The sequence below is a fragment of the Nonomuraea rhizosphaerae genome (assembly GCF_019396405.1).
Lineage (GTDB): Bacteria > Actinomycetota > Actinomycetes > Streptosporangiales > Streptosporangiaceae > Nonomuraea > Nonomuraea rhizosphaerae.
In genome coordinates, this window is the sequence record NZ_JAHKRL010000209.1 from 1 (window position 1) to 12,848 (window position 12,848).

The window sequence follows — 12,848 nt, forward strand, 5'->3', positions numbered from 1 at the left end:
CGCCGTTTCAACTGCTCGATCTCGGCCATCAACGCGGCGATCACAGCGTCCCGCTCGGCCAGCGCAGCCAGCAGTTCCTCACGACTCAACCGCGCTGGATCGAGATCCACCCGCTCAAGGTACGACGCACCAACCCAAGATCTCTCTATTCAATAGAAACCGGCGCGTCTACCGCAAACAGGACACCTCAGCTCGGACCGGCCTGAATGGATACGCCCCGACCACCGTGACGCCGACAACGATGAGAATCCACTCGAACGACAGCTGCCCATTCCCCAGCAGAAAGACAAATACTCCCAGAGAAGGCCCTCCGACAAGAGTCCAGTCGCCAAGCCGACGCACCGCCCCCGCCCGATCGCCGGCCTTGCTCTCACCTTCCGACTGAGTCACGGGACCGAGCATCGCACACCCACAAGCCCCTGGAAACGCCCCTGTTCTCCTGCACGCTCAACCACCGGGTCGTACGCATTTCTCTTCCCTCAACCAAGCCCCAAGGTCGATCACCTTCCAGGGTGCGGCGGCTTGCTGCCCGCCGAGTGAGAAGCTTCAGGAAAAATGCGGTCGTCGTTCGGCGGCTCCTCGTCACAGCAATTCACCACGATGTCGACATAGACCCGCCGCACCTCCCGATATCCCCCGGCCCGTACTCGTCAAGGCCCGGCTCACCCAAGTGTCAATCAGGTCGTCCAGCCAGCCGTGGACGCGCTCGTGATACGCCGACGCTGAGAAAAGACACGTACGGCCTTGTCGTCCCGTGCGCCGATCACGGCGAGATACGCGCGCACGCCCACGTCCGGAGCCCGTCGGACCTCGGCATGACAACCGGCGGCGCCCAGCACGTGGGCACGGGCGGCGGTCAGATCGTGCACCGAGCCGGGTTCGACCTCGCCGCCCCACAACAGCAACCGCCCGGCGCCGACAGCGCTTGAAGATTGCCGAGGTACTGGTGAGCCTCGCCTGGGCACCGAAGGTCGATGAACTTGCCCTTGACGCTGAGGGTCTGCCCAACGCAGCGATCCACGGGAATCAGAGTGCTGTCCGGGATTACGTATGCCAGTCCTTCGCGCGCGAGAGGCGGCGGTCACGGCTGAGCTTGGGGACGTCGTGCTCAGCGCAGCACCATGGCCGCCTGCCGGAACGGGGGTAAGGCCCGGAATGCCATGACAACCGCAGTGACAAGAAGCGACATGACGACGGTCGCCAGCAAAACAGCGAACGTCACAGCAGTGTTCGGACCCGGAATTTCAAGTATGATCGCACATCCGCCGACCAGGAACACCAGCCATCCCATGACACATTTATTAGGCGCCCTGCTCCGAAACCACAATGGCCCAGCCACTCCCCTTCGGAACACTCACTGTCACCCGACGGAACTCCTTCTCCCCTGCTGGATAACGTCCGATCCTGAGCTTGTTCGGCCCCTTCGAACATTCGTGCTCCATGGACAAGAGATCTGTTCTTATGGAAGCCTTGCCGACGACGCCGGAGCAGTCAAAGGTGATTCCATAGGAATCCGAAGCCTTGAAGCGCCCGGACCAGGTGGGAGATTGCCCGCTCTGACCGACATGACGAAGCAGGGTTCGTCCTTTGGCGAGTTTCACGACATCATCCACAGAAAACACCGGAACGTCAGCAGGACGCCCGTCGAATTCTCCACGTTTCTGCTCGGGGACGAGCGAGCAGCCACTCACCAGCGCCAAAAAGGCGCATGTCAGAACCCATCGAAGCATGTTATCTCCGCCCACGCAGTCAGAGCGCTGCCCGTCTCATCATGATTACGCTGACCCGCGAAACCCCGGCGATGGCCCTCGCGAGCTCAGGTCGCGCGCTGAGAATCATTCCGTACCACAGGCCATCGGCCATTCCGCTCCGCAGCTCGGAGAGGCTGAGCCCGAAGGAGTCAAGCAGGATCGCAGTCGTCGAATCCGTGGACGTTGCAGAAAGATCGCGAAAATTCAAGGTCAGCAATCCTCCAATCAGCCGATGGCCCGCGTTTCGACAATGCGTATCGTACGAACTGCGGGAATTTTCAACATCTCCAACAGCCGGGGCTTGGGATAGCCGTTCGTGAGTAACCCATAGGCACGCCCCTCCAGTGCGGCATCGCGCAGTCGATTGATGTCCAGATCCAATTGCGTCAGACCGCTGCTGTCCAGCCAAGTGAGCCGGGACACCCATCGGCGATACAGCTCGAAACTGGATTTCTGCTCACATTCGGCGCTACGATAAATCGCGCAAGGCCGCCAGAAGATGGGCTTCCTCATCCCCTCCTGCAGGCCGGACAGGAACAGAAACGAAGTGTCGGTCCTCGTGTCTACAGAGTCTGCGAATATCCTGCTCAGCTCCCGCTCATCCAAAGGATCGGCCAGCTCGATTATCGCGGTCGAGAAACTGTTGTCCGGCAGACTTGCGAGCTCACGACGCGCCTGTGTCTTCTCGCTCTCATCCGCGCCTTGCCCACCTCTGAACGACTGGAGCATTCCTGTCATTCTCGTGTTCGGAGGCAGCGACTTGCTGAGGAGCCTCGAAGCGCTCATACTCACCGAGCCGTGAAGGAACCCAGACTCCGATCCCCCATATTTGTCACCCCAGAACTCAAGGCGCGTCGAGATCGGATCGATCGACGCATCCGAGGCGAGCAGCCATTGCTCTGGATGCGCCACTTGAACGGCACCGCCATACACCTCGCGAAAACGCCCGGGATCATCGGCGAGAAAATGAATGATCTCGGCCAAGGCGATGGCACTCGCTGCCGTCATGGCCATGAGGAGCACTATCCGCCGCGATGTCAAGGCCGGCCTTTCCGAAACGTGAGACATTTGCGACAGGGAGGGCTGGGGAGTATGGCCGGTCCACGTTCCTCAGCCTTCCCGCATCTGGTCAAGCGCACGTCCGACCATGCTTGTGCCGGTGGACTCTGACGAGGCCGCGCGATGCACCGTCCCGGATTTATCCCCTGGCTCCGTCGTCGTAGTTACAAAGCCACCCGGCGGGCGCGAGCCCACCGCCGCCAACACCCTCAATCAGGCGTGAGAGGACATGACACAAGATCAATATCCTCGCCCGGGCGGGGCAACAATATGAGATAAGTCACTCAACGTTCAAACACACATTTTGTAACGTCTGGGCTCCAGGATGATGAGACGCCCCTGCCCGGAGAGGCTCCCCGCTGACGAGCGACTATGTGACCACCCCGATGCCCCGCCACTTTCCTGCGCCAATTCTGGGCACACAGAACCGTTGATACGAGCAGGCCTCAACCTTAAATCGGCTTATGACTCCAGCGACTCCCGCAGTCGCCGCATCTCCCCCGCGATCGTCGCCACCGTCCAATGGGCGTTCAGGCCGCTCGGGTTCGGCAGCACCCACACCCGCGCCCCGCCCACCGTCTCCCCCTGCGGCCCGATCACCGACTTCGGACGGGCGAAAGCCGTGCGGTACGCGGAGATGCCCAGGACGGCGAGGACCTGGGGCCGTACGGAGGACACCAACCCGGCCAGCCGCTCCCCGCCCGCCACCAGTTCCTCCCGCGACAGTTCCGAGGCCTTGGCGCTGGCGCGGGGGACGACGTTCGTGATGCCCAGCCCGTACGAGGGCAGCAGGTGCTGCTCGGAGGGGGCCAGCAGGCGAGGGGTGAAGCCGGACAGATGGAGGGCGGGCCAGAAGCGGTTGCCGGGGCGGGCGAAGTGGTGGCCGGTGGCCTCCGACATCAGGCCGGGGTTGATGCCGCAGAACAGCACGTTCAGGGAAGGGCCCAGGACATCCTCGATCACGTCAGGAGAGGGTAGCCGACAAAGGGCAGGTCCCGTCCCCCGTGAGCTCCTAGCCCATCTCCTCCAGGCGGCGGCCCTTCGTCTCGCGCACCCAGCGCAGCACGAACAGCAGTGACAACAGCGCGAAGAACGCGTACCCCGCGTACGTCAGAGGCAGGTTCCACTCCGCGAGCGCCGGGAACGACACCGTCACCGCCCAGTTCGCGATCCACTGCGCGGCCGCCGCCACCCCCAGCGCGGCGGCGCGGATGCGGTTGGGGAAGATCTCGCCCAGCAGCACCCAGACCACGACACCCCACGACAGCGCGAAGAACAGCACGAACGCGTTCGCGGCCACGAGCGCGATCGGTCCCTGCGGGGACGGCAGCGCGGAGGCCTCGCCCGACGCGTACGAGAACGCCCAGGCGGCCGTGGCCAGCGAGACCGCCATGCCCACGGAGCCGATGATCAGCAGGGGCTTGCGGCCGATGCGGTCGACGAGGGCGATCGCGATGAAGGTGCCGATGATGTTGATGACCGAGCTGGAGAAGCTGATCAGCAGGGAGTTGCTCTGGTCGATCCCCACCGACTGCCACAGAACGGACGAGTAGTAAAAAATCACGTTAATGCCGACTAGCTGCTGGAAGGCCGACAGCACGATGCCGATCCACACGATCGGCAGCAGCCCGAGCGCGGGTCCCCGCAAGTCGCGCATCGTCGGCACGCGCTCCGTCCGGATGAGGCGGGAGATCTCCGCCACCCGCTCGTCCAGGTCCACGCCCGGCCCCTCCACCTCGGCCAGCACCGCCCGCGCCCGCTTGGTGCGTCCCGCCGCGATCAGGTACCGCGGCGACTCCGGGATCGTCGAGGCGAACAGCAGGTAGAGCAGCGCCGGCACGACACACGCGCCCAGCATCCACTGCCACGCCTGAAGACCCCACAGCGAGTTGTTGACGTCGCCTCCGGCCAGGCGCGCGAGCAGGTAGTTCACGAGCTGCGACACCGCGATCCCCAGCACGATCGCGAGCTGCTGGAACGACCCCAGCCGCCCCCGGTAGGCGGCCGGCGCGACCTCGGCGATGTACGTCGGCCCGATCACCGAGGCCATCCCGATCGCGATCCCGGCCAGCACCCGCCACAGCGCCAGGTCCCAGATGGCGAACGGCAGCATCTGCCCGATCGAGCTGACCGCGAACAACACGGCCGCCACCTGCATCGTCCTGGTACGCCCCCATCGGTCCGCCAGCCGCCCCCCGATCCAGGCCCCCACGGCGGAGCCGAGCAGCGCGATGGCGACCACGAACCCGGTCTCCACCGAGCCGACGCGGAAGTACTTCTGGATCCCGACGACGGCCCCGTTGATCACCGAGCTGTCGTAGCCGAACAGGAACCCGCCGATGGCCGCCGCCGCGGTGATGAAGACGACGTGGCCGAGCTGTTCCTGGTGGCCCTGCTGAGTAGCCATACACAACCGACTACCCAGCGTGACCAAGCGTACGGCCAACGGCAGCCCAAGGAACTACAGCCGCGGGTCCACCGGCTCCGACTCCAGGGCCAGCACGGCGAAGACCGGCTCGTGCACCCGCCACCCCGCCTCGCCGTCGGCCAGCCGCGACAGCGCCTCCAGCCCCAGCGCGTACTCGCGCAGCGCGAGGGAGCGCTTCTTGCCGAGGAAGCGGCGGCGCAGCACGTCGAGCGACTCGGTGTAGTCGGGCCCGTAGATGATCCGCAGGTACTCCCGCCCCCGCACCTTGACCCCGGGCTGGACGCGGCCCCCCACGTAGGTGGCGGGCTTGACGACCATCCCCTCGCCCCCGGCGGAGGTCAGCGAGGTCCACCAGTCCACCGCCGCCGCCCGCGACGAGGCCGAGCCGAGCGTGACGAAGACGTGCCGGGTGTGCGTGATCAGCGGCGAGGACAGCTCGGCCAGCGTCTCCAGGTGCCAGGCGTGCGGCTGCAGCGCGAGCGCCTTCCCCTCGCAGGCCAGGATCTGGAACGGCGCCACCCGCACCCCGTCCAGCCCGTCGACCGGCCAGCAGTAACGCGCATATGCGTCCCTGAACAGGGCAGCGTTGGAGGAGCGGCGCCGGGCGCGGGTGAGCGTCTCGCCCACATCCAGCCCACGCCCGGCCGCCGCCTCAAGCACCGACACCGCCTCGGGCAGGGCCGCGCGCGCCGCCGCGCCGACGGAGGCGTACTGGGCCCTGATCAGCTCGCCCGCCTTGGCCGACCAGGGCAGCAGCTCGCAGTCGAGCGCGACCCAGTCGGAGCCGAGCGCCGGCCAGAGCGGTTCGCATGCTTCGCGCAGCTTGTCCACCAGCGGCGTCATGTCGCCGAAGAACGGCCGGCCGGTACGCGTGAAGACGACACCCGCCGACCCGTCGCTCACGCCGAAGCGCTCACGGGCCACCTCGGGCGTCCTGGCCAGCACGGCGACGGCCCGCGAGCCCATGTGCTTCTCCTCGCACACGACCTCGCTCACCCCGGCGGCGGCGAACTCCTCGAACGCCTCGTGCGGGTGCTCCAGGAACCCCTCCAGAGAGGACGTCTCCGGCGGCGCCATGGTCGGTGGCAGGTACACCAGCCAGCGCGGGTCCACCGCGAACCTGCTCATGACCTCCAGCGCCGCGGCGGCGTTCTCCTCCCTGACCTTGACGCGCATGCCGAACCGGGTCTCGACGTGCCGGGTGCCCTGAACGTCGCCGATGTCGAGCATGCCCGGCTCACGCGCCGGGCCGCCGAGCGGCTTGACCGACTCGTACCAGACCTTCTGGGCGGGTACGGAGAACAGCTCGCGTTCGGGGTAGCGCAGGGCGGTCATCGTGCCGCCGAACACGCAGCCGGTGTCGAGGCAGATCGTGTTGTTGACCCATTCGGCCCGGACCGTGGGGGTGTGGCCGTAGACGACCATGGCCCGGCCGCGGTACTCCTCGGCCCACGGGTAGCGGACCGGCAGCCCGTACTCGTCGGTCTCGCCCGTCGTGTCCCCGTACAGGGCGAACGAGCGGACCCGTCCGGACGCGCGGCCGTGGTAGGCCTCCTTGAGCCCCGCGTGCGCGACGACGAGCTTGCCCTCGTCGAGCCGGTAGTGGCTGAGCAGGCCGTCCATGAACGTCCTGGCCGCCTCGACGAACTCCGGCGGCTCGGCCGCGAGCTGGTCCAGCGACTCCCGCAGCCCGTGGGCGACGGTGACCTTGCGGCCGTTCAGGGCGCGGACGAGCTTGACCTCGTGGTTGCCCGCGACGCAGATCGCCGTGCCGGCCGCGACCATGCCCATGACCAGGCGCAGCACGCCCGGCGTGTCGGGGCCGCGGTCCACGAGGTCGCCGACGAACACGGCCGTACGCCCCTCCGGGTGCCGCGCGCCCACGGCGCGGCCGGCGACGCGCTCGACCACCCAGCCGAGGCCCTCCAGCAGCGTCTCCAGCTCGGCGCGGCAGCCGTGGATGTCGCCCACGATGTCGAACGGGCCGCTCAGCTCGGTCTTGTCCGACCAGGCCTTCTCGTACGTGAGCCGCGCGCTCTCGATCTCCTCCAGGCCGCGCAGCACGTGCACCCGCCGGAAGCCGTCGCGGGAGATCTTGGCCAGCGACCGGCGCAGGTCCTTGCGCTGCCGGATCACCACGCCGGGGCCGAAGTCGCGGTCGGGGCGCGAGGCGTTGCGCTCGATCGCCACCTCCTCCGGCGTGTCGAGCACGATCGCGTCGGCCAGCACGTCGTGGCTCTTCGCCAGGTCGAGCAGGCCGCGGCGGGCGGCGTACTGGACGTTCGTGGCGTCGACCACGGTGAACAGGCCCCTGCTCAGGCGCACGCCGACGATGTGGTGCAGCAGCTCGAAGGCGGCCGGGGTGGCGGCCTGGTCGTTCTCGTCGTCGGCCACCAGGCCACGGCAGAAGTCCGACGAGATCACCTGCGTCGGCTTGAAGTGCCTGGCCGCGAACGTCGACTTCCCGCTGCCCGAGACGCCGACGAGCACCACGAGGGACAGCTCGGGGACGCTGATCATCGAGTGAACACTCCCATCTGGGTCGGCGGCCCCACCTCGGGGTCGTCGTCGCCGACCGGCCTGAAGGCGACCTGGTAGCCGTTGCGTTCCGCCACGCCCGTGGCCCAGGCGGTGAACTCCGCGCGGGTCCACTCGAAGCGGTGGTCGGAGTGGCGCAGCCCGGTCAGGAACTCGTAACGGGGGTTGTACTCGACGTTCGGCGTGGTGACGAGCACGTGCTGCGGGCGGGCGTGGCCGAACACGACGTGTTCGAGCGCGGCCAGGCGCGGCGGGTCGACGTGCTCGACCACCTCCATCAGCACCGCGGCGTCGTAGCCGGTCAGGCGCTTGTCGGTGTACGTGAGCGCGCCCTGGAACAGGCTCAGCCTGGCCCGCTTGCTGTCGGGCATGCGCTCCAGCCTGAGCTTGCGGGCGGCGATGGTCAGCGCCATGGGCGAGACGTCCATCCCGGCGACCCTGGCGAACCTGGGGCGCGACAGCAGCGCGCCGACCAGCTCGCCCTGGCCGCAGCCGAGGTCGATCACGGTGGTGACGCCGAGTTCCTCCAGGGTCGCCAGCACGGCCTCGCGGCGCCGGGTGTTGAGCGACTTGGGCTTGGGGTCCTCGGCTCCGGGCTCGCCTTCTGCGGCGGGCTCGGCTTCCGTTCCGGGCTCGGCCTCGGAGGCGGCCTCGGTGGCCGCCAGTTCGTCGGCCGCCGTCTCGCCCGCCTCCGGCTCCTCGGCCACCGCGGGCTCCAGTTGCTCCTCGGTCTCGTCGCCCAGCTCCGCCAGCCTGGCCAGCGCCGTCCGGGCCAGCGACCAGCGCCGCCCCAGGTAGCGCCGCATGATCAGCCCCCGCTCGGGGTGCCCGTACAGCCACCCCTCACCGGCCCTGACCAGCTTGTCCACCTCGTCGGGCGCGACCCAGTAGTGCTTGCCGTCGTCGAGCACGGGCAGCAGCACGTACAGGTGGTTGAGCGCGTCGGCCAGCCGTACGTCCCCGCGCAGCGTCAGCCGTACGTACCGCGAGTCGCCCCACTCGGGGAAGCCCTCGTCGAGCGGCACGGCCTCGGCCTCCACCGCCCACCCGAGCGGCGTGAACAGCCGCTCGGCCAGCGAGGGGCCGCCCCGGCAGGGCAGGGCGGGCAGCCGGATCTCCAGCGGCATGGCCCGGCCCGGCAGCTCCGGCCTGGCCACGCAGCGACCGGCCCGCGCCGTGCGGAACACGTCGCCCAGCGCCACGGCCAGCAGCGAGGAGGCGGCGTAGGGCCGGTCGTTGACGTACTGGGACAGGCTGAAGTCCGGGGAGTTCTTGCCGCGTGACCTGACCAGCGCGATCGGGTCGACGTCGAGCAGCAGCGCGGCCGTGCAGCGACTCTCGTCCGCCTCCGGGTAGAAGACCGTGGCCGTGCCGAACGACTGGCCGAACTCCTGCACCCGGTCGGGATGCTTGTGCAGGAGGAAGCCCAGATCGGTGGCGGGCGTGGCGGTGGTCGAGATGGTCAGCAGCACGGCCCAAGTCTGCCGCAGCGCCGTGAAGGGACGCCAACGGATATGTCACACGTTGGGGAGCACCTCGGCGGCGATCAGCTCCAGGTGTTCGAGGTCGGACAGATCCATGACCTGCAGGTAGACGCGCTCGGCGCCGAGCTCGCCGAACTTGCCGATCTTGTCGGCCACCTCTGCGGGGGTTCCGGCCAGGCCATTGGCGCGCAGCGAGGCGAGGTCGTTGCCGATGGCCGCCGCGCGGCGTTCGATCTCGGCCTGGTCGCGGCCCACGCACACGGTCTGGGCCACCGACAGGGTCAGCGTGCGTCCCAGCCCGGAGGCGGCCTCCCGTACCCGGTCATAGGCCTCGCCCGTGGCCTCAAGGGTCCTGAACGGCACGTTGTACTCGTCGGCGTACATGGCGGCCAGCCTGGGCGTCCGCTTGGCGCCGACGCCGCCGATGATGATCGGCGGGTGCGGCCGCTGGACCGGCTTGGGCAGCGCGGGCGAGTCGACGAGCCGGTAGTAGCTGCCCTCGAACGAGTACGACTTCTCCGCCGACCACAGGCCCCGGATGATCTCCAACTGCTCCTCGAACCGGCCGAAGCGCTCGGCGACCGGCGGGAACGGGATGCCGTACGCGCTGTGCTCACCGTCGAACCAGCCCGTGCCCAGGCCCAGCTCGGCCCGCCCGCCGCTCATCTGGTCAACCTGCGCGACGCTGATGGCCAGCGGCCCCGGCAGCCGGAACGTCGCCGGCGTCACCAGTGTGCCCAGCCTGATCCTGGAGGTGTCCCTGGCCAGCGCCGCCAGCGTGAGCCAGGCGTCGGTCGAGCCGGGGCCGGGGTCGCCGGCGCCGATCCGCTGGTAATGGTCGGACCGGAAGAACGCGTCGAAACCCAGGCGTTCGGCGGCCTGGGCGACGGCTAGCAGGTCATCGTAGGTGGCGCCCTGCTGGGGCTCGGTGAAGATCCGCAACTTCATGACGCCATTATCCGCGCAGCGTCGGCGCACATTTCACGGCATCCGGAGAAAGGGCTCCGCCGCCCCCGGATGCTTGCTAACCTTCACCAGCCAGTGCTCACCGTAGCCGATCGATCACCCAAGGTGGCTCATGTCGGAATCGCGACGCAGGCGGGAGCCTGGCACGCTTCCGCGCCCGCTGGCGTTCCTGGCCGCGCTGGGGTTGATCGGCGGGACCGGCTTCTGGGTCTCCGTGCTGCCCCCGGGGGCCGTGCCCGGGCCCGTTCCTCCGCCTCCCACGGCCTCCGCCCGTCCGACGCCGGCGCTCGCGGGCCGGCCGTCGCCCGCCGTCGAGGACGCCGTCAGGCAGGGGCCGGCCGGGTTCGTCGCGTTCGCCGACGGCGTTTCCGGCTTACGGTCCCGGACGCGCTGGTACACGATCGGCCACGTCATCGCGGGGGGCGACGGCTGTACGGGGACGTGGACGGGCGGGCTCTCCGCGAGCGAACGTCCCGCAAAACGTCCCGCAGGGCCTTCCGCGGGCGAACGTCCCGGCGGACTTTCCGCAGGTGGGCGTCCCGCGGGGCTTTCCGCAGAGCGGCTCCGCCGGCTGCGGGCGGGGGGCGCGGAGGCCGGGCCCGTGTTCGGCGGCCCCCGGGGGCGGGAGCTGGCCGCCGCCTGTGCCCGGCCGGACCGGCTCGTCCCGGCGTACCGGCGGGTGATCGGCGGCCTCGGCGCCTCGTACGCGGAGTTCGAGGTCCGCGACAGCGCCGACCGGGCCGCCGTCACGCGCCGCGCCCACGCGATCCGCGCGCTCCAGCGCGAGCGGCGGCTGCGGGTGAGCTTCTCGCTGCCGCTGGAGCCGTACGGGCTGGCCGCCCGCGACGCCGCCATGCTGCGCCTCACCCGCCAGGCCGGCGCGGACGTCGGCACCGTGAACCTCCTGGCCGCGATGGAGCCGTCCGGTCCCTTCGGCGGCGGGACGCACCGGATCGCGCTCGCCCTGCGCGCGGCCCGTACCCAGGTCGCCGAGGCCCAGGCCGTGCCCGACACCGGCGAGGCGTGGCGGCGCGTCGCGGTGACCTGCGTGCTGACCTCGCCGGCGGACCTGAGCGAGGCGGAGGCGACGACGCTGGCGGCGTTCGCCGGCCGCCACGAGCTGGCCTGGCTGTCGCTGCGCGGCACCCCGCCACAGGCCCCCGTCGCGCGCGCCCTGCGCCGCACCCGCGGGTGAACTATACGATTCGAGAGGGAATCAGCGGGAGAGGGGAGGAGCCGGGTGGCGACCCGTCCTGAGACGGCGAAGAAGATCCTCCTGTACTGGATGGACGGCACGTTCGCTCTCATGGCCGTCGCCCTGTCGCTGACCGTCTACGCCACGGCGGCCGAGTCGCTGATCTCCGTCCCGCACGCCTTGGTCGTCGAGGTCTGTGCGATGGCTTCGCTGGCGTTCGTCCCTCTTGTCCTGCGGGACGCCTACGACGACCGGCCGCGGCCCACGGTGAAGCTGGCCCTGAGCGGGGTCCTGGCGGCCGTCACGGTGGCGCTCATCCCGCCGCGGCCTCCCGGCGGCGTCGAGGGGTCCTGGGACGTGATCGCCACCCTGTGGCTGTCGGCCATGGCCCTGTACCTGCCGCTGTGGGCGACCGTTTGGCTGGGGGCCGCGGTAGTCGCGGTGGTCACGACGTACGTGTCGGTGATCGGCGAGCAGCCGTGGCAGGCGGTCCTGACCGTCCAGGTGGTCTCGACCGTGCTGCTGCCGGCTCTGACCAGGATCTGGCGCTGGCTCTGGTGGACGATCAGGGAGGCGCACGACAGCCGGGAGGCCAAGGCGACGCTGGCCGTGTCGGAGGAGCGGCTGCGCTTCGCCCGCGACCTGCACGACCTGCTCGGGCACAGCCTGTCGGTGCTCTCGCTCAAGAGCGAGCTGGCGGCCAAGCTGGCCACCATCGACGCGGGCAAGGCCGCGGCCGAGATGGCCGACGTACGCCGCCTCGCCGCCGAGTCGCTGGCCGAGGTGCAGGTCGCCGTGGAGGGGTACCAGTCGCTCGACCTGGACGAGGAGCTCGCCGGGGCGCGGGAGGCGCTGGAGGCGGCCGGGGCGCGGTGCGTCGTCGAGGCCCGGGCGGACGACCTGTCACCCGCCGGGCGGGCGCTGCTGGCCTGGGCGGTCCGCGAGGGCGCCACCAACGTGCTCAAGCACAGCACGGCGACGCGGTGCGCGATCGTCATCGACGGCGGGGTGCTGGAGATGCGCAACAACGGCGTGCCCCGGGAGGGCTCCCCCGCGCACGCGACGGACGGGCACACGGCGGACGGGCGGGCGACGGACGGCCGGGCGGCGGGCGGGCCGGCCGTGCCGCCGAACGCGGGCAGCGGGCTGCGCGGGCTGGCCGAGCGGATGTCCTCGGCGGGCGGCTCGTTCACCGCGGCCCCGACGGCGTCGGGCGAGTTCGTGCTGCGTGCGGTGGTGCGCCCATGACATCCACGGACCGGCATCCGGTGAACGCTGGGCCCCATGCCAACGTGCCCTCCTGGGAATCGTCGTGGGCTCGCGCGCCGTGGGGCAGGCTGCGGCGGGCGAGCCGCCTGGACAAGGTCCGCTGGGTGATCGCCTACTCCTCCGACAGCGCCAACATCCTCGGCGGCTTCGGCTTCCTC

General features: G+C 69.6%; 11 protein-coding genes. 3 read left to right on the forward strand and 8 right to left on the reverse strand.

The window, feature by feature from the left end; all coding sequences use genetic code 11:
- Positions 1–1,108: 1,108 nt before the first annotated feature.
- The 8 genes from KME77_RS10110 to KME77_RS10145 form a co-directional block, all read right to left on the reverse strand.
- Positions 1,109–1,291: a hypothetical protein gene (locus KME77_RS10110; protein ID WP_219464689.1), complete on the reverse strand. Its 183-nt coding sequence runs from the start codon at positions 1,289–1,291 to the stop codon at positions 1,109–1,111.
- Positions 1,292–1,301: 10 nt separating this feature from the next.
- Positions 1,302–1,613 (reverse strand): hypothetical protein, encoded by a 312-nt coding sequence (locus KME77_RS10115; protein ID WP_219464691.1) that lies wholly within the window; start codon positions 1,611–1,613, stop codon positions 1,302–1,304.
- Positions 1,614–1,976: 363 nt separating this feature from the next.
- Positions 1,977–2,765, reverse strand: a complete 789-nt coding sequence (locus tag KME77_RS10120) for a hypothetical protein (protein WP_219464698.1) — start codon at positions 2,763–2,765, stop codon at positions 1,977–1,979.
- Between the two features lie 507 nt (positions 2,766–3,272).
- Entirely contained in the window at positions 3,273–3,773 is a 501-nt protein-coding gene (mug, locus tag KME77_RS10125; protein WP_219464700.1) for a G/U mismatch-specific DNA glycosylase, read from the reverse strand.
- Between the two features lie 49 nt (positions 3,774–3,822).
- On the reverse strand, positions 3,823–5,217 hold the full coding sequence (locus KME77_RS10130) for a sugar porter family MFS transporter (protein ID WP_219464710.1): 1,395 nt from the start codon (positions 5,215–5,217) through the stop codon (positions 3,823–3,825).
- Positions 5,218–5,271: 54 nt separating this feature from the next.
- Positions 5,272–7,758: a polynucleotide kinase-phosphatase gene (locus tag KME77_RS10135; RefSeq protein WP_219464719.1), complete on the reverse strand. Its 2,487-nt coding sequence runs from the start codon at positions 7,756–7,758 to the stop codon at positions 5,272–5,274.
- Positions 7,755–9,248, reverse strand: coding sequence for a 3' terminal RNA ribose 2'-O-methyltransferase Hen1 (locus KME77_RS10140; protein ID WP_219464722.1), 1,494 nt, complete (start codon positions 9,246–9,248; stop codon positions 7,755–7,757). Before KME77_RS10140 ends, KME77_RS10135 begins: the two co-directional genes overlap by 4 nt.
- 45 nt (positions 9,249–9,293) lie before the next feature.
- Positions 9,294–10,208 (reverse strand): LLM class F420-dependent oxidoreductase, encoded by a 915-nt coding sequence (locus KME77_RS10145; protein ID WP_219464724.1) that lies wholly within the window; start codon positions 10,206–10,208, stop codon positions 9,294–9,296.
- Between the two features lie 130 nt (positions 10,209–10,338).
- Here KME77_RS10145 and KME77_RS10150 point away from each other — a divergent pair, with 130 nt between their 5' ends.
- The 3 genes from KME77_RS10150 to KME77_RS10160 all read left to right on the forward strand — a co-directional run.
- The gene (locus tag KME77_RS10150) at positions 10,339–11,421 is read left to right on the forward strand and encodes a glycoside hydrolase family 18 protein (RefSeq protein ID WP_219464726.1); all 1,083 of its coding nucleotides are present in this window, start codon (positions 10,339–10,341) and stop codon (positions 11,419–11,421) included.
- A 45-nt stretch (positions 11,422–11,466) separates the two neighbouring features.
- Positions 11,467–12,669, forward strand: coding sequence for a sensor histidine kinase (locus KME77_RS10155; protein WP_219464727.1), 1,203 nt, complete (start codon positions 11,467–11,469; stop codon positions 12,667–12,669).
- A partial coding sequence (locus KME77_RS10160) for a hypothetical protein (protein ID WP_219464729.1) occupies positions 12,666–12,848 on the forward strand: 183 nt, incomplete at its 3' end. The genes KME77_RS10155 and KME77_RS10160, both read left to right, overlap by 4 nt.